The organism is Streptomyces zingiberis (assembly GCF_012034935.1).
Classification (GTDB): Bacteria; Actinomycetota; Actinomycetes; order Streptomycetales; family Streptomycetaceae; genus Streptomyces; species Streptomyces zingiberis.
Genome location: NZ_JAATEN010000004.1, coordinates 322,834 through 349,171 on the forward strand (window position 1 = coordinate 322,834; position 26,338 = coordinate 349,171).

The window sequence follows — 26,338 nt, forward strand, 5'->3', positions numbered from 1 at the left end:
CCGCTCAGGGCTCCTTCCTCTTCGGGGTGGTGCGGGAGCGGGCCTTCCGGAGCCGTTCGGCGGCCCGGTCCCGCCCGAAGGCCGCGTACACGTGCCGCTCCGCGGTGCGCACCTCCTCGCGGCGGTGCTCCGCCGTCACGGCGTCACGGACGGGCAGCGCGTGGACGTACAGCAGCCGCCCGCGGCGGTCGATCTCCAGGACGAGGGTGCCCGGTGTCAGGGTGGCGAGGGTCGCCGTGGCGGCGATCAGCAGATCGCTGTCGGCCGCCACCTCCACCTCGACCACCGCGCCCGGGGTGGAGGGCCCGTGGCGCAGCGCCTGCCACGCCACGGTGACCGCCGAGCCGACGAGGTCCGCCAGCATGCAGCCCACCAGGCGGAGCACCCCCCAGGGCCGCAGCACCGGCCGGGGCATGACCGGCGGCAGCGGGAAGCTCACCACCACCGCCAGGGCCACGGCCAGGCCCGAGAGCAGCACACCCGGGCTGACCGAACCCCACAGCAGCAGCCACAGGAACCACAGCCACCCCACCATCGGCAGATGGCGCCGGATCCTGCGCTCCGTCGCGTGCCCCTTCATCGGTGTCCCTCCGTCACCAGGACCGCCGTGCGGTAGGTGTCCTGCCGCAGCAGGTCCTCCGCGGCCCGTTCGCTGATCCGCGCCAGCGGTCCGGCGCACACCGCCAGGGCGAGCCCGGTCAGCGCCATGCCCGCGGCCGCTCCGGCCATCAGCCGGAGCTGGACGCGCGGGGTCCGCGGCGCCCCCGGGCCGTTCCCGGCGTCCGGCTCGGGCAGCAGACGGCCCCCGCCCCGGCCGGCCTCCTCCCGGCCGCCGAGGAACACCCGGCGGCCGAGCCGGACCATCGCGCCCAGCGTCAGCAGGCTCGTCAGCAGCGCGGCGGCCACCAGGGCGTACGCCGCGGGCCCGCCCTCGGCCAGCCCGGCCTGCAACAGCGCCAGTTTGGCGACGAAGCCGGAGAACGGCGGGATGCCCGACAGGCTCAGCGCCGGCGGCAGGAACAGCACGGCGAGCAGCACCGCCGGCGGAGGCAGGCACTCCAGCCGCCGCAGGTCGGGGGTGCCCGCCCGGCGTACCACCAGCCCGGCCACCAGGAAGAGCGTGGCCTGCACCACGATGTGGTGGACGATGTAGAGGATCGTCCCCGTCAGCCCGGCCACGTCGAACAGCGCCAGCCCGAACAGCATGAACCCGATGTGGCTGACGAGCGTGAAGCAGAGCAGCCGGTTGATGTCGTCCTGCGCGAGCGCGCCGAGGATGCCGACGAGCATCGTGGCGATCGCCAGCACGGCCAGCAGCACCCAGGGGCCCTCGCGCGGGAAGACCAGCGTCTGGGTCCGCACCATGGCGTACACGCCCATCTTGGTGAGCAGCGCCGCGAAGACCGCCGTGATGGGCGCGGGAGCCGTGGGGTAGCTGTCCGGCAGCCAGAAGTGGAGCGGGACCAGCGCGGACTTGATGCCGAAGACGACCAGCAGCAGCAGCCCGAGCGCCGCGGCCACCCCGTCGGGCAGTCCGGCGGTCCGCTCGCCGAGCTGCGCCAGGCTCACCGTGCCGGTGGCGGCGTAGAGCAGGCCGATCGCCGTGAGGAACAGCATCGAGGAGGTCAGGCTGATCACGGTGTAGGTCATGCCGGCCCGGGTGCGCCGCTCCCCGGCGTCCAGTGTGATCAGCACATAGGACGCGCCGAGGGCCATCTCGAAGGCGACGAACAGGTTGAACAGGTCGCCGGAGAGGAACACCAGGCCCACACCGGCCGTCAGCGTCAGATAGGCCGGGTGGAAGGCGGCGGTCCGCCCGTGACCGGGGTCGGCGGCGCCCTGGCCGACGGCGAACACCAGCACCGCGAGCGCCACCAGCAGCGAGATGGAGAGCAGCAGCGCCGCCAGCCGGTCGGCCACCAGTGCGATACCGGTGGGCGCCTGCCAGCCTCCGGCGGAGAGCACCAGCGGGCCGTGCCGGTCGGCGAGGACGAGCAGGGCGAACGCGGTGACCACCACGGCCGCCAGCACGCCCGTGCTCAGCCAGCGCTGGGCGGTGGGGTGGTTGCGCAGCCCCATGGAGACCCCGGCGGCGGTGACCGGCAGCAGGACGGGCAGGGCAAGCAGCAGGTTCATGCGTCCTCCTCCGGGGGGTGCGGTCGCCGTGGCGGCCCGGGCGGGCCGGATGTCCCGGGCGGATGCGGTGGCCGTGGGGCCTCCGGGTCCGCGGGCCGCCGCGCGCGGTGCCCCGGGGGCTCCGCCGGCGCCCGGGGCTCCAGCAACTCGTCCTCCCCGTGGGGCTCCCGGGCCTCCTCGTCCACCGCGCCGCCGCCGCCGTCGCCGTCCGCGCGGGCGCGCTCCCGCGCCGTGCCGATGCGCCGGTCCTCCACGTCGTCGCGTACCTCGTCGTGGCCGGTCAGGCGCCAGGAGCGGTAGGCCAGCGCGAGCAGGAACGTCGTCAGGCCGAAGGTGATGACGATCGAAGTGAGCGCCATGGCCTGGGGGAGCGGGTCGGCCATGTCACGCGGGTCGGGCACGCCGCCGTGGGTGACCGGTGGCGCGCCCGGTGAACCGGCCGAGAGCAGCAGCAGATTGGTGCCGTGGCCCAGCATCAGGAAGCCCAGCACGATCCGTATCAGCGACCGCTGGGTCATGAGCAGGAATCCGGTGGCGAACAGGCCACCGACCACGACGGCCTGGGTGATGTCGGGTGCGTTCACCGCAGCGTGTCCCCCTCCGTGCCGCCGGCCGCCGGACCGGGTTCCCGGCCCAGCGAGATGCCCAGTCCGGACAACAGCTTCACCACCACACCCACCACGAGCAGATACACCCCGATGTCGAAGACGAGACTGGTGGCGAACTTCAGCGTCCCGATCACCGGGAGCTGCCCCGTCACCACCGCGGCGGACAGCGGTTCGGCGCCCCCCAGCGCCGGGGCCAGGCCGGTCACGGCGGCCACCACGAGCCCACCGCCCGCGATCACGCCCGGGCCGACCGGGACCACGGCGCCCAGATCGGCCCGGCCGCCCACCAGATAGCGCAGGACGTACGCCTGACCGGCCACCAGCCCGGCCGCGAAGCCACCACCGGGGTCGGAGTGGCCGACGAACAGCAGATAGAGGGAGAGCACCACGACGGAGGGGAACAGCAGCCGGGTGACCACCTCCAGCAGCAGCGACCGTTCCCCGCCCGGCCGCTCCCCGGCGCCCGGCAGCCAGCGCTCCAGCGGCTCGTCCCACCGGGTCACCGGGTGCGCCCCCGAGGAGCGGTCACGGCCGGGCCCGTGGAGCACCGGCCCGCTCAGCTCCCAGATGGAGACCAGGCTGACCACGCCGAGCGCCGCCACCAGCAGCACGGTGATCTCCCCGAGGGTGTCCAGTGCGCGGAAGTCCACCACGATCGCGTTGACGACGTTGTGCGCGGCGGCCTCCGCGGACCGCCGCACTTGCTCCCCGGAGACCGGCGGAGCACTCCGCGCGGCGGAGGCCGCCAGGGAGAACACCGCGACGAAGACGCCGATCGCGGTGGCCACCGCGCCCCGCGCCAGCCGGGCGCGCGGCGCCGACCGCTCCGGGGTGAACCGGGAGGGCATCCGCCGCAGCACCAGCACGATGAAGACCAGCGTCAACGTCTCCACCAGGAACTGCGCCAGCGCCAGATCCGGCGCGCCGCGGACGAGGAAGAGCCCCGCCACGCCGTAACCGACCGCGCCCGCCAGCAGAACCCCGGTCAGCCGGTGCCGGGTGGCCGCCACCCCCGCCGCCGCGGTGAGCACGACCACCGCGAGCGGCAGCTGGACGGCCGAGGTCCACGGCACGGCCCCGTCGAAACCGGCCCCCAGCACGGCCAGCGCCGTGCCCGGCAGCACCACCACGGTGACCAGCAACACCAGCAGATAGACCGGGAGCGAACCCGCCTGCGTGGTCGCGGCCACCCGCAGCGCGAGCCCGCCGACCCCGCTCACCGACCGCCGGTAGGCGAGCTGGCTGTCGGGCAGCCGCAGCAGCTCCTTCCAGCGCGGACGGGACCCGGTGGCGCGTTCACGGTCCGCCGCGAACACGGCTGCGCCCAGCAGCAGGGTGAGCGCGGACAAGCCGAGCACCGGGGTGAGGCCGTGCCAGAGCGCCAGCTCGTACGGGCCGTCCGGGCCCGCCGGGAAGTCATCGGCGTACGCGGTCACCGGGACGGCCGTCGCCGCGTACCAGACACCCGCCACCAGACCGGCCACCGCGGTCACCGCGGGCGGCCCGGCCAGCCCGGCGCCCGGCGGCTCCGGGAGCGACGGCTCAGCCCAGGGCTTACGGGCGAACGCCCCCCACAGGAACCGCGCCGCGTAGGCCACGGTGAGCACCGAGCCCAGCACCAGGGCCCCCAGCACCACCGCCCCCGCGGCCGGGGGCGCGGCCTCGCCGGGGTGCAGGAACGCCTCGTAACCGGCCTCCTTGCCGAGGAACCCCAGCAGCGGCGGCAGCCCGGCCATCGACGCCGCGGCGAGCGCCGCCACCGCCGCCACCCCCGGCAGCCGGCGGCCCACCCCCGACAGCTCACGCAGGTCCCGGGTGCCGGCCCGGCGGTCCAGCACACCCGTGACCATGAACAGCGCCGACTTGAACGCGGCATGCGCGAGCAGCATCGCCGCCCCCGCGATCGCCGCGGTCCGCGTCCCGGCGCCCAGCAGCACCATCATCAGACCGAGTTCGCTGATGGTGCCGTAGGCGAGCAGCCGCTTCAGATCCGTCTCCCGCAGCGCCCGCCACGCGCCCAGTACCAGACTGACCAGCCCCACGGTGAACAGCAGCGGCCGCCACGGCGCCACGTCGGCGAAGCCGGGCGCGAGCCGCGCCACCAGGTACACCCCGGCCTTCACCATCGCGGCGGCGTGCAGATAGGCGCTCACCGGGGTCGGCGCGACCATCGCCGCGGGCAGCCAGCCGTGCAGCGGCATCTGGGCGGACTTCGCGAGCGCCCCGACGAGGACCAGCACCACCGCCGCCGTCACCGCGGGACCCCGCGGCGGGTCGGCGACGAGCTCCGAGATCCGGTAGGTGCCCGCCGACTGCCCCAGGATCACGAAGCCCGCGAGCATCACCAGACCACCCGCGACGGTGACGACCAGCGCCTGCTCCGCGGCGCGGCGGCGCTCGCGGGACCCGCCCGGGCCCGCGATGAGGAGATAGGAGACGACGGTGGTCAGCTCCCAGAAGACGTACAGGGCGAGGAGGTTGTCCGCCAGCACCAGGCCCGTCATCGCCCCGGCGAAGGCGAGCAGCAGCGCCGCCTCCCGCCCGGCGCCCCGCTCGAAATACCGGGCGCTGTAGGCGAGCACCACCACGCCGGTGCCGGCGACCACCCAGACCATCAGCAGGGACAGCGCGTCGAGCCGCAGGTCGAAGACGAGCCCGAGGGACGGCGCCCACGCCAGGCTCTCCGTCACGGGCGAACCGCGGAGCACCCCGGTGGTGTGGACGGCGCTCCAGACCAGCACCGCCAGCGGCGCCAGGGCCGCGAGCAGCCACACACCACGGCCGGGGCGCCGCGCCCACCAGGGGAGCGCCGCCGCCACCCCGACGTGGGCGGCGAGAAGGACCAGCACGGCGGGGACCACTCCTTGAGGGCTCGGGGGCGGCGGTCGGCGGGGAGCACACGACCGGGACACGGCGGAGGCGCCTGGTCCGGCCGCACGGCCGGGCCGGCGCCTCGCGACCGGGCGCACCCCGGCCGTCCGCACTCCCGGGCCACCCCCCGTGCGGGGGTGGCAGCAGGGCGGGTGCCCCCGTCCGGCCTGGGAAATCCTCCGCCGGCGCATCAGTTCCGCCCGGTCGTTCCCCCCGCATCCTCGCCCGCGGGGCCGCCGGCGCCCCGTCACCACGCGGCGGGAGAGCCCGAACGGGTGCCGGGCCGGCCGGCCGCCGGGCCGGTGCGGGAGGAGATCGGGAGGGAGCCGGGAGGGAGCCGGGCACGGGCGGCGGGCGCCGTCCGGTCATCGCCTTCCGGGGCTGTGGGCCGGTGCGGCCGGCCGCCGTCCACGGACCCGGATCCAGCCGCGCGAAGGCTCAACTCCTCTGTCCGGAGGGCGTATTGACCCTCTCAGGGGCCCTTGCTACGTTCCGGGGCGGCGCGGCGGGTAAGCGCTTCCACCGCGTTCCGCCGCTGCTTTCCCACCCGCTCACCCCCCACCTCTCATCCACACCCGCTCCGGAAGGAGACGTGGTATGTCCCCCACCTCACGTGCGCCCGGGGAGCCCCGGACGTCACAAGCCCCCCGCGCACGCCGCCGCAGGGGCGCCGCCCTGGCCGTCGCGGCCACCGCGCTCGCCGGGCTGATCGGGCTGACCACCGCCGCTCCCGGCCAGGCCCGCCCCGTCACCGGCGACACCGCAGGAACCGGCCCGTCCGCCCGCGCCGCGGTCACCGCGGCCGTCCCGGCCGCCCCCTCCGGATCCGCCGCGGCCCCCGCCGCCGACTGCGGCACCGGCTCCTACCAGGCCGAGGCCGTCCGCAACGGCAACACCTGGAGCGCCCCCGGCTACAGCGGCACCGACATGCTGTCGGCGATGCGCGCCGCCGTGAACAGCCTCACCCCCGGGCGCACCGCCAAGCAGCGGGTCGTCGTCCGCGGCTCCGGCTCGATGAGCGCCGGGGCACGGCTCTCCCTGCCCAGCTACACCGTGCTGGACGTGTGCGGGACCATCGACGTCACCGGCTCCGGCTCCGGTGACCAGGCGCCGGTCTACGCCCGCGGCGCCCGGGACATCGAGATCCAGCACCTCAACGTCACCGGCGCCCCGCTCTACGGCATCTTCATGCGCAACGTCGACAACCTGACCCTCGGCCAGATCGACATGCGCCTGACGGGCGGTCTCGGCATTCGGATCGACAACCACGGCGACCGGTCGGCGCGCTCCCGGAACATCCGCATCGACAGCGTCTTCGTCTCCGGGGCGAGCAACCACGCCGTCGAGACCTACGGCGTCGACGGGCTGACCGTGGGCACCGTCACCACCCGCAACGTCGGCTACTCGGGGCTGCTGCTCAACGACACCGTCAACGCCACCGTCCAGAAGGTCGACGCCGAGAACACCGGCACCGGCACCGGTTACGCCGCCTTCCGCATGGCCAACCGCAACGGCCGCATCGGGGACAGCTATCCGGTCAACATCCGGGTCGGCCAGGTCGTCGCGCGCGGCGGCGGGCGCGGCGTCTTCTGCGTCTCCGAGAGCGGCGGCGCGGTGATCGACCGGGTGGACATCTCGGGTACCGGGAACGACGCCGTCCTCATCGAGAACTGCTACAACGTGAACCTCGCCGCCCAGAGCGGAACCGTCTCGGGGCCCGGCGGCATCCGGATCGCCGCCCGCACCGAGTTCGCCAACACCAGGGACGTCACCCTGCAGAACCTCACGGTGACCAACTCCGCCCTCCGTGAGAGCCCGTGCGGCGCCAACATCACCTACCGGAACCTCACCCTCGTCAACTCCAGCCGCAGCACCTGCTCGTGAGCCGCGGCCCGGGAGGGCGCCGGGCGCGATGCCCGGGGCCCCGGGCCCGGCCCCGGCCGGCCGGGCTCCCCGGGCCGGTCCTCCCGCCCGTGGGAGCTCTTCCGGCTGCCCGGTTCCGGCCACCGGCGGGTGCCGCCCGCGCCCGGCGTACGCCGGGGCACCGGAGAATGACGGAGGATGGCGGGGAACGGCGGGGGAAGCCGGAACGACGCCGAGACGAGGAGTGGTCGATGGAGCAGCGGAACGCCGGGAGCAGTGTGCTGGTCACCGGATCGGCGGACGGCATCGGACGGGAGACCGCCGCGACCCTCGTGGCGGCGGGCCACCGGGTGCTCCTGCACGCCCGCAACAGGGTCCGCGGCGAGGAGGCCCTGGCCGCCGTCCCCGGGGCGGCCGGGGTCGTCACGGGCGACCTCGCCTCGCTGGCGAGCACCCGCGAGCTGGCGGCGGCCGCCACCGCGGCGGGCCCCTTCGACGTGGTCATCCACAACGCGGGGGTCGGCGGCGGCTCGGCCTGGCGCGGAGTCACCGAGGACAAGCTGGAGCGCGTCTTCCAGACGAACGTGCTGGCCCCGTATCTGCTCACCGCCCTGATGCCGCCGCCGAGCCGGCTGATCTACCTCACCTCGGGACTGGAGGCGGAGGGCACCGTCGACCTCGGCGACCTCCAGTACGAACGGCGGCCCTGGGACGGGATGCGGGCCTACGCCGACTCCAAACTGCTCGACGTCGTCCTGGCGTTCGCGGTGGCGCGGCGCCGGCCCGGCACCCTCAGCAACGCCGTGGACCCCGGCTGGATCCGCACCCGGCTCGGCGGGCCGAACGCCACCGGCGGCCTCCCCGAGGGCGCGGAGACCCAGGTGTGGCTGGCCACCTCCGACGAGCCGGCGGCCACCGTCACGGGCCGCTACTTCAAGCACCGCAGGGAGCTGCGCGCCAACCCGGCCGCGTCCGACGAGGCGGTGCAGGACGGCCTGCTGGCGGCGTGCGCCGAACTCACCGGCGTCGAACTGCCCGCCGGGTAGCGCGCGGTAGCACCACGGCGCCCGCCGGCACCCGGACGGTCCTGGGGGCCGGCGGGCGCCGGACGGGCGCCTGCGGTGCGGGGCGGCGCGGGTAACGCGGCGGCCACCGCCGGGCGGTTCCGCGGGGAGGCCGGGGCCACGACGGGAGGAGGCGGGCGCCGGGCGCGGGGGCCGCGCCGCAGCTCCCGGTGCGGCGCGGCCGTCCGCTGGCCGCCGGCCGCCGCGCCGCCCGCCGGGGAGGTGGCCCGGGGCGGGCCGGTGGGAACGCCGGGGCCGGGCCCCGGCCCCGGAAGGGCTCCGCCGGCCGCGAGGTCACTCGGCGGCGAAGGAGACCTTGAAGAACTGTCCGGGCAGGTCGTTCACGGCGTAGAACTCGCCGTTCTCGTCCGTTCCGATGGCGGTGACCTGGGTCGGGAAGCTGCCGAGCACGGCGCTGTCGTAGCCGCCCGAGCCGTCGGGCCGCAGGCCCCAGACCCGTGAGGTGCAGAAGTCGTTGACCACGTAGGTGCCGCCGGCCAGGTCGGCGTACTCCTTGCCGCGGTAGACCCGGCCGCCGATCACCGCGCAGTTTCCCCCGGTGAGCGGATAGGTGAAGACCGGATCGGTGTAGTCGGCGTCCGGGTCGCACTGGTCCTCGTTGAGGACGTCGAGCGCCTCCTTGCAGGACCAGCCGAGGTTGGCGCCGCCCTGGGCGGGGGTCAGGTGGTTGACCTCCTCGGTGCGGCCCTGGCCCACGTCGCCGATCCAGAGCGAGCCGTCGGCCTCGTCGAAGGAGAACTTCCAGGCGTTGCGCAGACCGGACACCCAGATCTCCGGGCGCGCGCCCGGCGTGTCCACGAAGGGGTTGTCCTCCGGCACGCAGTAGCCGGCGCCGTCGCAGGAGCGGCTGACGTCCACCCGCAGGATCTTGCCGAGCAGGGTGTCCAGGCGCTGCCCGGTGCGGAACGGGTCGCCGGAGCCACCGCCGTCGCCGATGCTCCAGTAGAGGTGCCCGTCCTTGCCGAAGGCGACCTGGCCGCCGTTGTGGTTGGAGTACTCGCTGTGCTCCTGGGTGATCAGCTCCCGCACGGTGCCCCGGCGGACATCGATCCGGGCCAGGGTGACGGCGTTGTCCGAGGCGCGGGTGTACGCCGCGTAGAGGAGCTGGCTGCGCCGGAAGTCGGGCGCGGGCGCGATGCCGAGCAGGCCCCGCTCGTTGTCGTTGGCGTTCACCCGGGACGTCAGGTCGAGCAGGGGGCCGGCCGCCAGGCCGGTGTCCGGGTGGTAGACGCGCACGGCGCCGGTCTTCTCGGCGATGAACAGCCGGCCGGTGCCGTCCTGGGGGGAGACGACGGCGATGGGGCGCCGCAGACCGGAGGCCACCTGGGTGGTGGTGACGGTCAGGTCCGCCGGCGGCGCCGCGGCGGGGGCCGCCGCGGCGCCGCCGGCGGAGGGGGCCTCGGCCGCCCAGCTCGCGGGGGCCACGGCGGTCGTCAGGGCGAGGGCGAGGAGCAGGCGGGTGGTCCGCTTTCCTCGGGGCATGGCTACTCCTGGAAGGGTGGGGGTCCTGAGGGCGAAGACATGCGGGCGGGTGGTGCCCGGTGGGGCGGGCACGGCGACGACCCGCTGGGAGCGCTCCCATCGGGTCCTGGCCTACTGTGCCAGAGCCTCGCGGTCCGGTACACCCCGCGTGCCCGCTTCCGTCCCCCCCGCGGCCCGGCGGGACGCCGTGCGCATGGGGGCGGGGCGGCGGACCGGGAAACGGCGCCGCACGGTCCGGTGAACGCGGGCCGGGGACAGGCGCGGAACACGGGGTTCCTGGTAGTTTCCGTGAGGCCGTCCGGCGGGCCCCCACCACCTCACCCGGGCCGCCCCGACGCGGTCCCCGCAACCCGGGAGATCCACGGCGTGGTAGTCGTCATCGCCGGACCATCCCCTTCCCAGCAGCCTCCGGAAAGGACCGCCCGTGCCGCCGACCCCCGAACCCCGGCCGCCCGCCGGCCGGATCACTCCGGAGACGGCCGCCCTCCCCGCACCGCGCGCCGGCTCCCCGGCGGAGGGGACTCATGCGGAGGGGACTCATGCGGACGGCGGGCCACCGGCGGGGAGCCCGCCGGAGACGGGCGCACGGGAGAAGAGCGCGGTGCGGAGCGACCCGGCGGAGGGAGCCCCGGCGGACGGCAGCCCGCCGGAGGAGATGCGCCGGGTCGCCACGGCCTCGTTCATCGGCACCGCCATCGAGTTCTACGACTTCTACATCTACGGCACCGCCGCCGCCCTGGTCCTCAACACGGCCTTCTTCCCGACGCTCTCCCCGGTCAGCGGCACCCTGGCGGCCTTCTCCACCTATGCCGTCGCCTTCGTCGCCCGCCCGCTGGGCTCCGTCCTCTTCGGGCACTTCGGCGACCGCCTCGGCCGCAAGACGGTGCTGGTGGCCTCGCTGCTGCTGATGGGGCTCTCCACGGTGGCGATCGGCCTGCTGCCCGACTACGCGGCCTGGGGCGTCTGGGCCCCGGCCGCCCTGGTCGCCCTCCGTTTCCTGCAAGGCATCGGGCTGGGCGGGGAGTGGGGCGGGGCGGCGCTGCTCGCCGTGGAGCACGCGCCCGCCCGGCGGCGCGGCTTCTACGGCGCGTTCCCGCAACTCGGCCCGTCCGTCGCCTACCTGGCGGCCACCGGGATCTTCCTGCTGCTCTCCGCCGTGCTCGGGGACGCGGCGTTCACCGACTGGGGCTGGCGGGTGCCCTTCCTCGCCTCCGCCGTCCTGGTCCTCGTCGGACTGCACGTCCGGCTCAAGGTGAGCGAGACCCCCGCCTTCGCGCGGGTCGTGGAGCGGCGGGAGCGGAGCCGCGTCCCCGTCGCCGAGGCGCTCCGCCACCACCCGCGCGAAGTGCTGCTCGGCGCCGGTGCCATGGCCGCGCCGTACGTCCTCTTCTACACCGCGACCACCTACTGCCTGGCCTACGCCACGAGCACCCTCGAGGTCCCGCGCGAGACGGTCCTCCTGGTCTCCCTGGCCGCGGTGGCCTTCCTCGCGGCGGGCACCTTTCTGGCGGCCACCCGCTCCGACCTCGGCGGCCGGCGCCGTCCCCTGACGGCCGGATGCGCCGCCGCGGCGGTGTGGGGGTTCCTCCTCTTCCCGCTGCTGGACACCCGCAACCCGCTGCTCATGCTGCTCGCCCTCGGCGGCGCCATGTTCTGGATGGGCGTCATCTACGGGCCGATGGGCGCGTACCTCCCCGAACTCTTCGGCGCCCGCGTCCGCTACACCGGTGCCGGTCTCGCGTACAACCTCGGCGGCATCCTCGGCGGGGCACTGGCCCCGCTGATCGCGGTGCGCCTGCAATCGGCCTTCGGGTCCCCGGCCGTCGGCTGGTACCTGACGGGGATGGCGCTGCTGTCCCTGCTCTGCGTACGGCTGCTGCCGGAGACCGGCCACCGCCGCCTGCGGGGGTAGGGCGGTGCCCACCGGGTACCGTCGCGCAGGCGCGCCCGCACGACGCGTTACGGCGGGCCGCGCCGGGCTGTTAGCCTCTGCGCCACGCAGAGGACCGGGCCGCAGCGGGGGCACTGAGCATGGCAGCCGATGACCGATCTGGTGCACGCACGCCCGGCCAGGGTGGTGACCACGGGAACAGCCCACGGCGGCCCGCACCGCCACCGCGGGCGGACCCGCCGGCACCGGACGGTGGCCAGGGCGGTGGTGCGGACGCGGGCTGGTTCGGCAGACACCAGATGACGGCCTGGATCGCTGCCGGTGCCACGATCGTCGCCGCGCTGATCACCGTCCTGGTGCCGCTTCTCGGTTCCTCCGGCGGAGAGGAGACGACCGGCGGTGCCCCCGCCGCCGTGCCCAGCGCGCCTCCCTCCTCGCCGGCGCCCGGGTCCGTACCCGCCCCGGCCTCCCCCTCGCCGTCCGAGGAGACCGGGACCCCCGGCCCGGATCCCGGATCCTCACCCGCGGGAAGTGAACTCTGGCGCGGCTCGCTCCTGCTCGGCACCGAGCCCAAGGATCTGGACGCCGGGCAGCCCGCCGCCGTGGGCTACTCCGACGAAGGGGATGTGTACCTCCTGCCCGGCGGCGAGATCGAGGGCTGGAACGGAACCGTGGTGTCGCTCTGGTCCGGCGGCACGGACCGCGCGCCGGGCTACGAGGAGTGCGCGAACACGGTCCAGGCGGAAGGCGCCCGCAAGCAGCGGCTCGCCAGGAACACGGTGCTCTGCGTCCGGACCGGCGCGGGGAACATCGCCCGGCTCGAACTCACCGAGCTCGACCCCGGCGGCCGCAGCGGCACGTTCGGCGTGATCATCTGGAGCGTGGCCGGCCGGAGTTGAGGCGTCCCAGGAGCGGGTATGGCGCCCCCGGTGCCCGGTGGGGGAGAGTGATCGGGTCGGCGGGCCACCGGGTGAGGGGGAGCTGTGCGCAGGACCACGGACCGCGCACCTGACGCCCCCGGCACCGGCGGCCCGGCCGGCGCCGGACCGGCCTCCCACTGCGCGGGGCCCACACCGGGCCGTCCGCCGCCCTTCCCCATGCCGCCCGAGGACCGCGCCCGGAGCCCTCACACCGGCTGGACCCGGGCCCACTGGGAGGCCGCCGCCGACGGGCTGCTCGCCGCCGTCGTCCCGTACGCCACACCCGGCGGGGCCCTCCTCCACCTGCCCGGCGGCCGCCCCAGCTTCTCCGGCCACCGCTCCGACGGGCTGGAGGGGTACGCCCGCACCTTCCTCCTCGCCGCGCTCCGGGTCGCGGGCGCCGGCGGGGCCGATCCGCACGGGCTGCTGGAGCGGTACGCAGGCGGGCTCGCGGCGGGCACCCGCCGTCCGGGTGGCGACGGCCCCGAGGACTGGCCACGGGTCACCGACCGGAGCCAGCCGCTGGTCGAGTCGGCCTCGGTCGCCCTCGCCCTGCGCCTCACCCGGCCCTGGCTGTGGGACCGGCTCGACGCCGCCGTACGGGAGCGGGCCGCGGACTGGCTGGCCGGCGCCCTCACCGCCGAACCCTGGCCGTGCAACTGGGAGCTGTTCCCCGTCACCGCCGGCGGCTTCCTCGCCGCCGCCGGCCACCACCGCGACGGGGCGCACGCCGCCCGCGAGCGTGGCCTGGCCCGCATCGAGCCCTGGTACACCGGCGGCGGCTGGTACACCGACGGCCCCGGCCGCGCCTTCGACCACTACAACGGCTGGGCGATGCACCTCTACCCCGTCCTGGAGGCGCACCTCTCCGGTGACGCCCCGCTCCTCGCCCGCCTCGGCCCGCGCCTCGGAGCCCATCTTGCCGGTTACGCCCGGCTGTTCGGCGGCGACGGCGCGCCGATGCACCAGGGCCGCTCCCTCACCTACCGCATGGCCACCGCCGCGCCGCTGTGGCTCGGCGCCCTCACCGGCCACACCCCGCTCACTCCTGGCACCACCCGCCGTCTGGCCTCCGGCGCCCTCCGCCACTTCCTCGACCGGGGCGCGGCCGACCCGCGCACCGGGCTGCTGACCCCCGGCTGGTACGGCCCCCACGAGGGAAGCCTCCAGCGCTACTCGGGCCCCGCCTCCCCGTACTGGGCGGCCAAGGCGTTCCTCGGCCTCCTCCTCCCGCCGGACCACCCGGTGTGGACGGAGCCGGAGGAACCGGCCCCCGCCGAAGGCGCCGACACCCTCACCACGCTCCCCGGGCCCACCTGGCTGGTGCAGTCCACCGCCGCCGACGGGATCGTCCGGCTGCACAACCACGGCAGCGAGGACGCCCGTTACGACCCGCACTACACGCGCCTGGCGTACTCCACCGCCACCGGGCCCACGGCGGCGGGCGCCGGGACGGGCAGCGCGGTGGGCGGAGCGCCCGGTGAGCCGCCGCCGGTACCGCTGACGGAGGCGGACAACCACGTCGGCCTGCTCTCCGCCGACGGCACCCTCTCCCCGCGCCACGGCCTGGAACCGCTCGGCGTGGGGGAGGGCTGGGCGGCGTCCCGGCACCGGGTGGGCGAGGCCGTCCTCGTCAGCGCCGTCCTCGCGCACGGAGCGGCGGAACTCCGCGTTCACCTGGTGGCGGGTGCGGAGCCCGGCACCCCGATCCGCCTGACGGGCTGGGCCGCCGCCCCGCCTCTGGTGAGCGAACTCCTGCCGCTGCACGGCCTGTCGGCCGTCCTGGGCCCGCCGCCGGGGCCGACGGCGTTCACGGCGGCGGCCGGCGTCCCCGCCGTCTCCGGCGAGACCGGCCCGGGGGTGTCCCTCTTCGTCTGCGCGGCCCGTCTGACGGGCGAACCCGCACCCCGGCCGCTCGCCGAACTGGTCCGGACGGAGACCGGCCGGGACCCGGCCGGCCACCACACCGTCACCGCCCACTGGCCCGACGGCTCCACCCACCGGCTGCGGCTGTCGGCGGAGGGGGCGACGGCCGAGTACCGGGATGCGCAGGAGACGGGCTGAGGGGTCCGGTTCCTGGGAGCAGGACCGGGCGGGTGATACGGCCGGGGTGCGGGTTCACCGGAGCCCACGGGAAGACCTCGGCCCCCACCACGCGTCACCGTCCCGCCGGGCACCTCCCGGGACCGCGCTCCTCCCGCCAGGGCTTCCCTGGACCGTGAGTGGTACCCGGGCTAGGCTGCGCCCAGCGTCGCGTGCCGGTGGCAGACCGTGTCAGGCATGGAGGCGCCGGACCGAAGGAGGACGGCGATGCACTCGCCGCACCCTTCGTTCTCGCGTGTCTGAGCGCGAGACGACCAGGCTCGTGGCCTGGAGCCAGGAACTCCGCCGGGTGCACGCCCGGCTCCGTGAGGCACTCCGCGTGACCCGGGAAGCCGTCGCCGGGGGCGCCTCCGGCGAGGCGGCCACCCGGGAACTGCTGCTGTACTGCCACGGTTTCTGCGCGGCCCTCGACAGCCACCACCGGGGCGAGGACAGCACCCTGTTCCCGGCCATCGCGGCCACGAACCCGGAACTGCGCCCGGTGCTGCGCTCGCTGGAGCAGGACCACTCGATGATCGGCCACCTGCTGGGCGGTCTGAGCGAGGCGGTCGGCCGCGCGGCTCCGCCCGAGGAGCTCGACCGTCACCTCGACGGGGTGGCCGCGCTGATGGAGAACCACTTCCGGTATGAGGAACGGCAGCTTCTCACCGTCCTCGAATCCCTCGAACTGCTGGCCGAACCCGGGGAGGTGCTGGGCCCTCTGTGACGGGGTGGGCCTCATGGGGGCGGGGCTGTCGCGCCGCTGTCCCGGCCGGGCGCCGGGACGGCGGCATACCGCGCTCCAGCTGCGGAAGGCACTGATCAGCCGTCAGCCGTCAGCCGTCAGCCGTCAGCCGTCAGCCGTCAGCCGCGAGACCGCGCCGACGGCGGGTCTCGCGCCGGCCCGCGAGGAGACGGACACAACCCCGCCTCGTGCAGCCGGAGCAGCAGGTGTGGCCGAACAGCAGGGCGTCGGGACGCTGCCGGCGGCAGCGGGTGCCCGTCTCCTCGCGGGCCGGACGGGGAGGCAGGTCACAGGGGCCGAAGCGGTGATCGTGGACGGGTCTCGGGTCATGTTCGGCGTGGCGCACCCACAGGGGCTTCGTCCTGTCCGTACGGGACATCGTGTTCCTTCCGGAACCGCCGCCCGTTCTCCCGGACTCTCCGGGCGGGCGGCCAGGTTCGGAGTCTCACGGCGTCACCTCTCTCCTCCAGGGCGCAGGCCGGCGGGGCCCTCCCGTGGGCGGCACGCATAGCCCGGGGTCCGCACCGAGCGTAGGGGCCCGAGGGCGATGACGGCCACGATCCGGACGCTGACGGCGCTTCGGGGCAACGTGCCGGAACGGAAGGGTGTTCCGGCACCTTGCGGGCAACCCCGGCCCGACCGGGAGACGGGGAACGGGCACCCTCACGCGAGTGTGATCTCCGCCCAGACGGTCTTCGTCAACGGATCGGCCGTCTCACAACCCCACCGCTCCGAGTACGCGGCGACGAGCAGCAGGCCGCGCCCGCTCTCGCCGGCCGGGCCGGGGCGGCCGGGGGCGGCGGCGGGCGGCAGGCGTTCGGGGCGGCCGTCGGTGACCTCGACGCGTACGGTCCCGGGCCGGAGCCGCAGCGTCAGGCGGAAGTCCCGTCCCGGCAGGCGGCCGTGGAGCACGGCGTTGCTCGCCAGCTCCCCGACGACGGCGGCCACGGCCGACGACGCGGCCGAGCCGTACGGGAGGCCCCACTCGGTGAGCTGCTGAGCGGCGAGCAGCCGGGCTACCCGGGCACCCCGCCGGGTGCTGCTGAGGCGGATGCTGAACTGCGGCGCCCGGGAGTGTGGTTCGGCGTCCGGGGGACCCACGGGTGTGGTGTCTGTGGTGCTCTCCGATGACATGGGGTGACGATCTCGCCGCCGCTGACCGTCGGAGAAGGTCATGAGGCAGTGACGAGGAGGCGGTACTGCCTTTCCCGTGACGCTGTACGGGAGGTGTACGGGCACGGACCGTGACCGGGTCGGGGTGCGGGCAGTTGGCGGAAGGGAGGGGACATTCCGCCGTAGTACGAAGGGCAGGGGCGCGATGGGTAGCGGGACCGGCCGTGGGGCCGCCAGGAAAGACGCCACGGAGTCCTACCGCGAACGGCGGTGCGGGCACCGGAAGGAACATCCACCGGTCTGGGCGGCGTACGGCAAACTGGTCCGCCTCTTCCGGGAGCAGGCCGGACTCACGCAGTCGACACTCGCCCACGCCATCGGTTACTCGCTGGAGCAGGTCGCGTCCGTGGAACAGGGCCGACGGCCTGCGAAGGACTCCTTCACCAAGGCCGCGGAGCGGGTGCTGAGCGCGGGCGGTGCTCTCCGGGTGCTCCAGGATGATGTGGACCACGCGAAACTTCCGCAGTTCTTCCGGGACTTCGCGCTGCTGGAAGCTGAAGCCCTCAGCAGGTTCTCCTACGACCCCATGGTGATCCCGGGGTTGCTGCAGACCGAGGCGTACGCTCGCGCGCTGCTCGAAGCTCACTTCCCGCCGATGGACGAGGAAACCATCGAACACCACCTCTCAGCGAGGCTGGCCCGGCAGTCCTTGTTGACGCGGAAGAACCCGCCCGTCGTCTTCGTCTTCATTCTTGAGGAGGCCGCCCTCCACCGAGAGGTCGGCGGGCCTGCGGTCATGAAGGAACAGCTGAGGCACCTGTTGACCTGCACGGGTATGCGCAACGTGGAGATTCAAGTCATGCGCACGTCGCAAAGTGTGCACAACGGCGTGAACGGTCAGATGGTTCTGCTGGAGACGATCGACCACCGGCGCTTTGTGGGACTGGAATCGCAAGGGACCGTGAGTGTCGTCTCCGAGGAGGACGACGTCAGTGAGTTCTGGCTGCAGTATGGGATGCTGCGTACCCAGGCTCTCAATGCCACGGAGTCCGCCCGTCTCATCGAGCGAGAGGCAGGGAGAAGATGACCATGGAATCGCCCGACGTTGCGCCGAACGAGCTGATGTGGGTGAAGAGCAGCTACAGCGGCACCAACGGCGGCGACTGCGTCGAGGTCTCGCTGAGCCCCGGCACGGTACACCTGCGGGACTCGAAGAGCCCTGGAGGGCCTGATCTCCGCCTCCGGAACGGTGCCTGGTTCGCGTTTCTCGCTCATGTCCGCCGGACTGACGCCTGAGAGAGCACGATGCCGGAGAGAACCGTTCCGCCCCTCTCCCCCCGTTCCGGTGCGCGGGGGAGAGGGGCGGAGGCCGTTCGGGCGGGGGAACCCGGCCGAACGGCGGCCGGCCTCAGCTGCTCCGCTGCGCCTCCCCGCCGGCCCGGGCCGCGGCGCTGAACGTGCTGAACGTGAAGGTGAACTCCGCCGGCTCCGCCCGCAGGTGGTGCTGGGGCAGGACGCCCGGGCCGCAGGAGTGGGAGCCGATGCCCTGCTGGCCGTGGTCCAGGTTGACCCAGACCAGGGGCCCCGGGGCGAGGTCCGGGGTGTGGGTGGCCGCGTCCAGTTCCTCGGTGGTCCAGCGGCGGGCGGTGAACCAGAACGGGGTGCCGCCCTCCGCGCGCAGGCCGGTGCCGGTGGCGGGGTCGGTGAGTTCGGCCCAGCGGGTGTCGACGCGGGCGCCGTTCTCCTGCGGGCGGACGTACGGGGTCTGCATCGCGTCCACGCCCATCGACCACAGGCCCGTCATCGCCGCCGCCCGGGTGTCGGGGTACGCCTCGCCGGGCCCGCCGCCGAACCAGCGCGCCGCGCCGTACGCCGACGGGACGCCGAAGCGGATTCCGAGGCGGGGGAGGGCCACCGGCCAGTCGCCCTCGGGGGTGACGGAGACGGTGAGCCGCAGCCGTTCCCCGTCCGACGTCCAGCGGTGTTCCGCGCGGAGGGCGAGGTCGGTGGTGGCCGGCGCCACCCGGGTCCGGACGAGCAGGCCGTCCGGCAGCGGCTCCACCGCGTCCGGGCGGTGGCGCAGGCGGTGCAGGCCCAGGGCGCGCCACAGGGGGCCGTGGCGCAGGTCCGGCTGCCAGGGGGCGCCCTCGTCGTTGTCGGTCGGGGCCCGCCAGAGATCGAGCCGGAATCCGGTGACGGGGATGTCACCGATGCGGCGCAGGACGCCGGTGGCGGCGTCGAAGACGGCGGGGCCCAGGGTGACCGACGCGCCGTCACGGACGGCCGGACGGCCGGTGGCGGGCGGCGGGGAGGACGGCGGGCGGGGCGCGGCCGGGAGCTGGGACCAGGCGACGAGGTGGCCCCGCTCGGCCCAGGCTGTGTCCCCGGCCAGCACGGCGCGGACGGTCCACAGGTGCTCCCCGCCGCGGCCGCCGGCCTCCGCCGGCGGCGCGGGGAGGGGCAGGTCCGCGCTGTCGCCCGGGGCCAGGTCCGCCACGGGCAGGCCGCCGGTCGCGACGGTCTCGCCGTCCACCTCGTAGGACCAGGTGAAGGCGAGGGCGGAGAGGTCCGCGAAGTCGTGGCCGTTGGTGATCCGGACGGCGCGTACCGGGGCGCCGGGGGGCCGGGGAGGGCCGCAGAGACCTCCGGCCGCCGTACCGACCTCGTCCCGGCCCTCGTCCCCGGCCTCGACCTCGTACACGTCCGTGCCGTTCGCCGGGGCCGCGCCGGCCCGGCCGCCGGGTTCCGCGGCACCGGTCAGACCCTCGATCCGCACCGGCTCGATGACCTTCTTGTACTCCACCAGCCCCGGTGAGGGCGTGCGGTCGGGGAGGAGCAAGCCGTCGCAGACGAAGTTCCCGTCGTGGACCTCCTCGCCGAAGTCGCCGCCGTACGCGAAGTAGGGGGTGCCGTCGGTGGTGCGGCGCGCGATGCCGTGGTCGATCCACTCCCAGACGAAGCCGCCCTGGCAGCGCTCGTACCGCTCGAACAGCCGCTGGTACTCGCTGAGCCCGCCCGGGCCGTTGCCCATGGCGTGCGCGTACTCGCAGAGGATGAAGGGGAGTCCGCGGCGGCGGGCGTCCAGGTCCGGGTCGTCCAGCGGCTCCTCGGCACGCCGGCCGATCGCGTCCACCTCGGCGTGCGAGGCGTACATCCGGGAGTAGACGTCGGTGTCGGCGCAGGACGGGTCGCCCTCGTAGTGGAGGGGGCGGTGCGGGTCGAGGGCGCGGATCCGGCCGGCCATGGCGGTCAGGCCGCGGCCGGTGCCGCACTCGTTGCCCAGCGACCACATGATCACCGACGGGTGGTTCCGGTCGCGGCCGACCATCCGCTCGGCCCGGTCCAGCAGTGCGGGGAACCAGCGCTCGTCGTCCACCGGGTTGTTCCGCCAGCCCGTCTCCACGAAGCCGTGGGTCTCCAGGTCGCACTCGTCGACGACCCACAGCCCCAGCTCGTCGCAGAGGTCCAGGAAGGCGGGGTGCGGGGGATAGTGGCTGGTGCGGACGGCGTTGATGTTGTGACGCTTCATCAGCACCAGATCGCGGCGCATGGTCTCCGCGTCCACGGCGCGGCCGGTCCGCGGGTGGAACTCGTGCCGGTTGACGCCCCGGAAGAGCACACGGCGCCCGTTGACGGTGAGGACGCCGCCGGCGACGGCCACCGTGCGGAAGCCGACACGCAGCGCGATCCGCTCGCCCGGGGTGGCCAGCTCCGCCGCGTAGAGCACCGGCGTCTCCGCCGTCCAGGGGCGGACGGGCACGGTGGCGCTCTCCCCCGCCGCGAGGTCCAGGCCCAGCTCCGGGACGGTGATCCGGGCCGGGACGTCCCCGTCGGTGGCGCAGTCCACGCGCAGCGTGCCGGTTCCGGAGAGGTGGTCGTAGGCGGCGTGCACGGCGACGTCGGTCACCGCGCCCGGCGGCCGGTGCTCCAGCGTCACCTCCCGGAAGATGCCGGGCAGCCACCACTGGTCCTGGTCCTCCAGATAGCTCCCGGCCGACCACTGGTGCACCCGGACGGCCAGCACGTTGCGGCCCGGCCGCAGCAGCGCGCCGACGGCGAACTCGTGCGGCAGCCGGCTGCCCTGGAAGAAGCCCAGCTCCGTACCGTTGAGCCAGACCCGGGCCCAGGACTCGACCCCCTCGAAGCGCAGCACCGTCTCCCCGGCGCCGGAGCCGAGCGGCCAGTCCTCCGCCAGGTCCACGTACCGCAGGTGGTCGCCGGTCGGGTTCTCCAGCGGCACCCGTGGCGGGTCGACGGGGAACGGATAGACGGTGTTGGTGTACGCGGGCGCGCCGTGGCCCTGGAGCACCCAGTGGCCCGGGACGGTCACCCGCCCCCAGCCGTCCGCCGGGTAGGAGGGGCGGGCGAAGGCGTCGCCGTCGGGGGCGTCGGCGGTGGGGGAGAGGCGGAACAGCCAGTCGCCCGCGAGGGAGAGCCGCCGGGCGTCGGAGGACGCGTTCCAGGCGCGGGGCGGCAGGGTGCCCCGGCCGGGTGAGACGGACTCGTGGAGGGCGGGGCCGGCCGCTCCCTCCGCCGGGGCGGCGGGGTCACCGTGTCCGGCCGCCGGGGCGGCGGCCACCGCGGGGTCGTCGGATGCGCGCATGGGTCCCTTCGGTTGTTCCGGTGAGCCGCTGGGGGAGCCGGCCCGGAGATCAGCCCTTGATACCGGTCCGCGCCACGCCCTGCACCAGCCACCGCTGGAGGACGACGAAGACCACCACCAGGGGCAGCACGGACACGGCCGTGGCCATGAAGATCAGATGCAGATTGACGGTCTGCGCGGTGAGATAGGACGACAGCGCCACCTGGACCGTCCAGTACTCCATGTCCTGGCCGATCACCAGCGGCCACAGGAAAGCGTTCCAGCCGTTGATGAAGGTGATGACCGCGATCGCCGCGAAGAAGTTCAGCGAGTTGGGCACCACCACCCGCCAGTACGCGCTCCAGTGGCTGAGGCCGTCCACCCGCGCCGCCTCCTCCAGCTCCCGCGGGAAGCCGAGGAAGTACTGCCGGAAGAGGAAGACGGTGAAACCGCTGAACAGCCCGGGGATGATCAGGCCGCGCAGGCTGGAGACCCAGCCGAGGGAGGAGACGAGCACGAAGGACGGGACGAAGGTGACGGCCGCCGGCACCATCAGCGTGCCCAGCACCAGGTGGAAGACCGCGCGGGAGTACCGGTACGGGATCCGGGCCAGGCCGTAGCCGGCGGTGGAGCAGAGCAGCAGCGTGCCGACCGTGTGCCCCACCCCCACCACCAGGGAGTTCCACAGGGCCCGGGCGAAGGGGACGGACGGGTCGGAGAACAGCTCGCCGATGTGGGACCACTGCGGGTCGGTGGGGAAGAACGTCCACGTCTCCCCGGTGATCTCCGCGTCGGTGGCGAGCGCGTTACGGACGATCAGGTAGAAGGGCACGAGGAAGAGCAGCGCGGCCACGGCCGTGGCCGTGTACAGCCCGGCCCCGCCGAGCACGGCGCGGGCGCTCCGGGGCCGCGGCCCGCCGGCCCGGGCCGGCGCCGCCTTCACTCCGGTCGCCGCGCTCATCGGTCCGCCCCCCGTCCGAAGCCCAGCAGCCGCCCCTGGAGGAGGGTGACCAGGCAGATCAGCAGGGCCAGCAGCAGCGCGCCCGCGCTGCCGAGGCCGTAGTCCTGGTTCTCGCCGAGCGCCAGGTTGTAGAGGTACACCAGCGGCGGCCGGCCCCAGGTGGCCTTGTCCAGCAGGTTGTAGAACTCGTCGAACGCCTGGTAGGCGGCGATGAGCAGCAGCAGGACCACCGCCGCGGAGGTGGCCCGCAGCTGCGGCAGGGTGATGTGGCGGAAGGTCTGCCAGCCGGTGCGGGCGCCGTCCACGGCCGCCGCCTCGTACAGCTCCTGGGGGATGTTCTGCAGCGCCGCCAGGAACAGGATCATGAAGAATCCGGCCTGCAGCCAGAGCCGCAGTGTGACGATCACCAGCCAGTACCAGGGCGGTTCGGGAGAGGCCAGCCAGGCGACGGAGTCCACGCCGAACCAGCCGAGCACGGTGTTGGCCAGCCCGAAGCGCACCCCGTTGAACACCGACATCTTCCACACCAGGGACGCGGCCACGTAACTGCACGCCGTCGGGAGGAAGAAGGCCGAGCGGAAGAACGGCTTGAGGAAACGGACGCGGTGCACCATCAGGGCCAGCCCCAGCGACAGCGCGAAGGTCGCCGGCACGGCGAACGCCGCGAACACCGTGAAGGTGCCGAGGCTGCGCAGGAAGTCGCCGTCGGCGAGCATCGTCACGTAGTTGTCCAGCCCGACGAACTCCGTGGGCGTCACCGTGGAACGGGCCTCGAAGAGACTCAGCCACAGGCTCCACGCGATCGGGACGTAGGAGAAGACGAGCAGGCCGGCCAGGAAGGGCCCGGTGAACAGCCAGAAGGTCAGAGCCTGCCGGCGCTCCGCCGGCCGCCGCCCCGCCCTCCGGGGCCAGGGCCACGGCGGGCGGCGCGGCGGGTGGGGCGGTCCGGCGGGTGGGGCCACGGGGGCCGCCGGGCGTGTCGCCATGGAACGGGTCCCGTCTAGCCGAAGATCCGGCGGAGTTCTCGGTTGATCTTCCGGTCGGCCTTGTCCAGTTCGGCGTCCGGGTCGGCGTCACCCCGGACGGCGTTGGCCATCACATCGGTGAGGGTGGTGATCATGGACTGGGTCCAGGCCGGGTCGTCGAAGAGACCGTCCTCCTCGAAGAGCTTCACTCCCTCGGCGGCCAGCCCCGACTTCAGCTTGTCCGCGTCCGCGGCGACGGACTTGCGCGGCGGGATGTGGAAGCCGTAGTCCAGGGCCCACTCCCGCTGGTACTCCTTCTGATCGATCCACAGCCACTTGACGAACTCCTTGGCCGCGTCGACGTCCTTGGCCTTGGAGGAGACGAAGGCCGACCAGCCACCGTTGTAGACCACGGGCCGCCCGCCGGGGCCCCCCGAGGAGGGCCAGGGCATGATGCCGACGTCGTCGCCGTGCGCCTGGAGGATCTGCGGCATCGCCCACATGCCGCACCACTGCATCGCGCAGAGGCCCTGGGTGAAGGAGGCCGGGTCCCAGAAATCGGTGGGCGCGCCCTTGAGCAGCGCGTTCCCCGCGTACAGCCGGCGCATCTTGCGCAGGGCCGCCACCACCTCGTCGGTGTGGTAACCGATCTCGTGCTTCGGGGTGAGCAGATCGGCGCCGGTCGACCAGACGAGCGGCGACTGCAGGGCCTGGAGGGTCTGGCCCAGGTAGAGGCCCTTGACCTTGCCGGTGGTGAGCTTCTCGGCCGCGTCGATCAGCTCGTCCAGGGTCTCCGGCGGCTTCAGCCCGGCCTTCTTCAGCATCGACTTGCGGTAGAAGAGGAACTGCGGATCGTCGATCATCCGCACGCCGTAGATCTTGCCGTCGATGGTGTGCGAGGCGAGGTCCGCCTGGTTGAAGTCGTCCTTGACGTCCTTCAGGATGTCGTCCAGCGGCACGATCTGCTTCTCGTGCGCCAGGTGGATCTGCGGGTGGAACTCGAAGACGTCCGGCGCGTCGGACGAGAGCAGCGCGGTGAAGAGCTTCTTCTCGAACTCGCCCGGTATCCACTGGACGGAGACGTCGGCCTTCGGGTACGCCTTGGCGAACTTCCGGGCGGCCTGCTGCGTCCCCGGTTCCCCGTACGCGTGGTACATCTGCTTGATCGAGGTACCGGAACCACCGCCGCCGCGCCCCGTGTTGGAACCGCAGGCGGAGAGCGCGCCCAGGGCGGCGAGGCCGCCCGCGGCGCGCAGCACACCGCGCCGGTCCCACGTACTGTCGCTGATGCCCGGCATGTGACGTCCCGTCTGTAGCGGCTCGGTCCCGCCCCGCGCCGGGGCGGCCCGAGTTGAGCCGGATACGCCAGGGGTGCGGGGAAGTGCGGTGGTCGTGCTGCGGGACGCTAGCCATCGTTCAGGGGTTCGGCAAGGGGTTGGAGGAAGGCCGCCTTACGGATACCGGACGGGCATGGGGCGATCCCGGCCCGTTCCCGGACGGATCCGGTCAAGACGGCGGGCCTTCCGGCGCGTGCCACGAACCCCGGCCGGCGCCGCCCGCGCACCCGCGGCGGGTCCGTCCCTCAGGGGCGGGGGGCGCGAGGCGTGGCCGCCGGACGCGCGCCGCCCCGGCGGCGTTCCGCGGCCGCGGCCGCGCCCGCGTCCGACAGATGACGCTCCAGGGCGAAGGTCGCCGCCCCCAGGGCGACCGGGTTGGTGGGGATCGTGCTCAGCACGATCTCCGTGCCGGCGAGCGGCCGGGCCGGCGCGCGGCGGGCGACGACCTCCCGCACCGCCGTCAGCAACTCCTCGCCGAGCAGCCTGGCGACCCAGCCGCTCACCACGATGATCTCCGGGTTCACCAGATGGACCAGGTCGGCGATGCCCGCGCCGAGGAAGCGCGCCGTCTCGCGGATCACGGCGAGCGCCACCGGATCCCCGTCCCGCGCCGCCCGGGCGAGCGCCGCGAGGGTGGCGCTCTGGTCACCGGGACGGAACAGCGGGCTGCCCGGGGCGAGGTCCCGCAGGTGCCGCACGATCCCCGGCGCCCCGACGTATGTCTCCACACAGCCGCGGTTGCCGCAGTGGCAGGGGCGGCCGTCGAGGGCGAGGGTGGTGTGCCCCCACGCACCGGCGCTGTCGGTGGCCCCCCGGTGCAGCGCCCCGCCCAGGGCCAGCCCGGCGCCCACGCCCGTCCCGAGGCTGACGACGACGGCGTCGCCGTGGCCCCGGGCCGCTCCCGACCAGAGCTCGGCCACCGTGCAGGCGCGCAGCGGGTTGTCCAGGTGGAGCGGGTGGTCCGGGAGCCGCTCGGAGAGCAGCCGCAGCAGCGGGACGTCGTGCCAGTCCCAACGGGGGGCGTGGACCGAGACACCGCCCTCGCGGTCCACCTGCCCCGGCACCGAGACGCCGGCCCCCAGCACCGGGCGGCCGTCCCCCCGCCCGCTCCGCTCCGGCGCGCCCGGCGGCCCCGGCGATCCGGGGACCGCTGCTGCCTCCTGGCCGCCGTCCCGGGTCCTTCCGGTGACGGCGCGGACGGCCCTGGCGATGTGATCGGCGACCTCCTCCGGAGCGCTCTCGCCGGGGCGCAGTTCCTCGTCGGCCCGGTCGAGCACGTTCAGCGCCAGATCGAACAGCTCCACGTGAACACGGGTCTCGGCCACGTCCACGCCGACCAGCGTGGCCCCGCCCGCGTCCACCCCGACCAGGCCGCGCGGCCGGCCGCCGGCGGACTCCTCGAAGCCCACCTCCGTCAGCAGGCCGAGCGCGAGCAACTCCCCGACCAGGGTGGCGACCGTGGCGAGGCTCAGCCCCGTGGCCGCGGCGAGATCCTGCCGTGACACGGGGGAGCGGGCGATGATCTGCCGCAGGACGCCGTAGCGGTTGGCGGTGCGGATGTCCCGGGACGTTCGTCGCACGGCCGTGGCCCTCCGCCTCTCCTGGCGCCCGCCCTGCCCGGCGGAACGACAGGCTATGGGCGCCGGGTCGGTCCGGCAAGCGTTCGACAAGCGTTCGGCAAGTGCTTCGGAAAAGCG

At 74.5% G+C, this 26,338-nt stretch carries 20 protein-coding genes; 8 read left to right on the forward strand and 12 right to left on the reverse strand.

Annotated features, from left to right (window positions below; all coding sequences use genetic code 11):
- Positions 1-4: 4 nt before the first annotated feature.
- Genes HCK00_RS07380 through HCK00_RS07395 form a run of 4 tightly spaced genes read right to left on the reverse strand, consistent with a single transcriptional unit; the run spans position 5 to position 5,593 of the window.
- Entirely contained in the window at positions 5-580 is a 576-nt protein-coding gene (locus HCK00_RS07380; RefSeq protein WP_168100957.1) for a Na+/H+ antiporter subunit E, read from the reverse strand.
- Positions 577-2,136: a Na+/H+ antiporter subunit D gene (locus HCK00_RS07385; protein ID WP_168100958.1), complete on the reverse strand. Its 1,560-nt coding sequence runs from the start codon at positions 2,134-2,136 to the stop codon at positions 577-579. The genes HCK00_RS07380 and HCK00_RS07385 overlap by 4 nt, the downstream gene beginning before the upstream one ends.
- Positions 2,133-2,720 (reverse strand): Na(+)/H(+) antiporter subunit C, encoded by a 588-nt coding sequence (locus tag HCK00_RS07390; RefSeq protein ID WP_168100959.1) that lies wholly within the window; start codon positions 2,718-2,720, stop codon positions 2,133-2,135. The genes HCK00_RS07385 and HCK00_RS07390 overlap by 4 nt, the downstream gene beginning before the upstream one ends.
- A complete protein-coding gene (locus HCK00_RS07395; RefSeq protein WP_168100960.1) occupies positions 2,717-5,593 on the reverse strand; it encodes a Na+/H+ antiporter subunit A in 2,877 nt (958 codons plus the stop codon). The genes HCK00_RS07390 and HCK00_RS07395 overlap by 4 nt, the downstream gene beginning before the upstream one ends.
- 619 nt (positions 5,594-6,212) lie before the next feature.
- Here HCK00_RS07395 and HCK00_RS07400 point away from each other — a divergent pair.
- Positions 6,213-7,499: a right-handed parallel beta-helix repeat-containing protein gene (locus tag HCK00_RS07400; protein ID WP_168100961.1), complete on the forward strand. Its 1,287-nt coding sequence runs from the start codon at positions 6,213-6,215 to the stop codon at positions 7,497-7,499.
- A 230-nt stretch (positions 7,500-7,729) separates the two neighbouring features.
- Positions 7,730-8,524, forward strand: coding sequence for an SDR family NAD(P)-dependent oxidoreductase (locus tag HCK00_RS07405; protein WP_168100962.1), 795 nt, complete (start codon positions 7,730-7,732; stop codon positions 8,522-8,524).
- 312 nt (positions 8,525-8,836) lie between these two features.
- Here HCK00_RS07405 and HCK00_RS07410 read toward each other — a convergent pair whose 3' ends face one another.
- Positions 8,837-10,045 (reverse strand): PQQ-dependent sugar dehydrogenase, encoded by a 1,209-nt coding sequence (locus HCK00_RS07410; protein WP_168100963.1) that lies wholly within the window; start codon positions 10,043-10,045, stop codon positions 8,837-8,839.
- Positions 10,046-10,700: 655 nt separating this feature from the next.
- On the opposite strand from HCK00_RS07410, the gene HCK00_RS07415 reads away from it, so the two are divergent.
- The 4 genes from HCK00_RS07415 (at position 10,701) to HCK00_RS28410 (ending at position 15,665) form a co-directional block, all read left to right on the forward strand.
- Positions 10,701-11,957: an MFS transporter gene (locus HCK00_RS07415; protein WP_168101062.1), complete on the forward strand. Its 1,257-nt coding sequence runs from the start codon at positions 10,701-10,703 to the stop codon at positions 11,955-11,957.
- A 278-nt stretch (positions 11,958-12,235) separates the two neighbouring features.
- Positions 12,236-12,835: a hypothetical protein gene (locus tag HCK00_RS07420; protein WP_168100964.1), complete on the forward strand. Its 600-nt coding sequence runs from the start codon at positions 12,236-12,238 to the stop codon at positions 12,833-12,835.
- Between the two features lie 198 nt (positions 12,836-13,033).
- Positions 13,034-14,920, forward strand: coding sequence for a DUF2264 domain-containing protein (locus HCK00_RS07425; RefSeq protein ID WP_168101063.1), 1,887 nt, complete (start codon positions 13,034-13,036; stop codon positions 14,918-14,920).
- Between the two features lie 274 nt (positions 14,921-15,194).
- Positions 15,195-15,665 (forward strand): hemerythrin domain-containing protein, encoded by a 471-nt coding sequence (locus HCK00_RS28410; protein WP_168100965.1) that lies wholly within the window; start codon positions 15,195-15,197, stop codon positions 15,663-15,665.
- Between the two features lie 130 nt (positions 15,666-15,795).
- Here HCK00_RS28410 and HCK00_RS07435 read toward each other — a convergent pair whose 3' ends face one another.
- Both HCK00_RS07435 and HCK00_RS07440 read right to left on the reverse strand, forming a co-directional pair.
- Positions 15,796-16,062 (reverse strand): hypothetical protein, encoded by a 267-nt coding sequence (locus HCK00_RS07435; protein WP_168100966.1) that lies wholly within the window; start codon positions 16,060-16,062, stop codon positions 15,796-15,798.
- Between the two features lie 284 nt (positions 16,063-16,346).
- The gene (locus tag HCK00_RS07440; protein WP_168100967.1) at positions 16,347-16,817 is read right to left on the reverse strand and encodes an ATP-binding protein; all 471 of its coding nucleotides are present in this window, start codon (positions 16,815-16,817) and stop codon (positions 16,347-16,349) included.
- A 76-nt stretch (positions 16,818-16,893) separates the two neighbouring features.
- On the opposite strand from HCK00_RS07440, the gene HCK00_RS07445 reads away from it, so the two are divergent.
- Together HCK00_RS07445 and HCK00_RS07450 are read left to right on the forward strand one after the other, a co-directional pair.
- Positions 16,894-17,883 (forward strand): helix-turn-helix domain-containing protein, encoded by a 990-nt coding sequence (locus tag HCK00_RS07445; RefSeq protein WP_311765188.1) that lies wholly within the window; start codon positions 16,894-16,896, stop codon positions 17,881-17,883.
- 2 nt (positions 17,884-17,885) lie between these two features.
- Entirely contained in the window at positions 17,886-18,092 is a 207-nt protein-coding gene (locus HCK00_RS07450) for a DUF397 domain-containing protein (protein WP_375781928.1), read from the forward strand.
- Between the two features lie 112 nt (positions 18,093-18,204).
- Here the strand turns inward: HCK00_RS07450 and HCK00_RS07455 are convergent, their stop codons facing one another.
- The 5 genes from HCK00_RS07455 to HCK00_RS07475 all read right to left on the reverse strand — a co-directional run bounded on the left by HCK00_RS07455 (position 18,205) and on the right by HCK00_RS07475 (position 26,221).
- Positions 18,205-21,399 (reverse strand): glycoside hydrolase family 2 TIM barrel-domain containing protein, encoded by a 3,195-nt coding sequence (locus HCK00_RS07455; protein WP_168100969.1) that lies wholly within the window; start codon positions 21,397-21,399, stop codon positions 18,205-18,207.
- Between the two features lie 49 nt (positions 21,400-21,448).
- Positions 21,449-22,339, reverse strand: coding sequence for a carbohydrate ABC transporter permease (locus HCK00_RS07460; protein ID WP_168100970.1), 891 nt, complete (start codon positions 22,337-22,339; stop codon positions 21,449-21,451).
- Positions 22,336-23,325: a carbohydrate ABC transporter permease gene (locus tag HCK00_RS07465; RefSeq protein WP_168100971.1), complete on the reverse strand. Its 990-nt coding sequence runs from the start codon at positions 23,323-23,325 to the stop codon at positions 22,336-22,338. The genes HCK00_RS07460 and HCK00_RS07465 overlap by 4 nt, the downstream gene beginning before the upstream one ends.
- A 14-nt stretch (positions 23,326-23,339) precedes the next feature.
- Positions 23,340-24,602: an ABC transporter substrate-binding protein gene (locus tag HCK00_RS07470; protein WP_168100972.1), complete on the reverse strand. Its 1,263-nt coding sequence runs from the start codon at positions 24,600-24,602 to the stop codon at positions 23,340-23,342.
- A 284-nt stretch (positions 24,603-24,886) separates the two neighbouring features.
- A complete protein-coding gene (locus tag HCK00_RS07475; protein WP_168100973.1) occupies positions 24,887-26,221 on the reverse strand; it encodes an ROK family transcriptional regulator in 1,335 nt (444 codons plus the stop codon).
- Positions 26,222-26,338 lie beyond the last annotated feature (117 nt).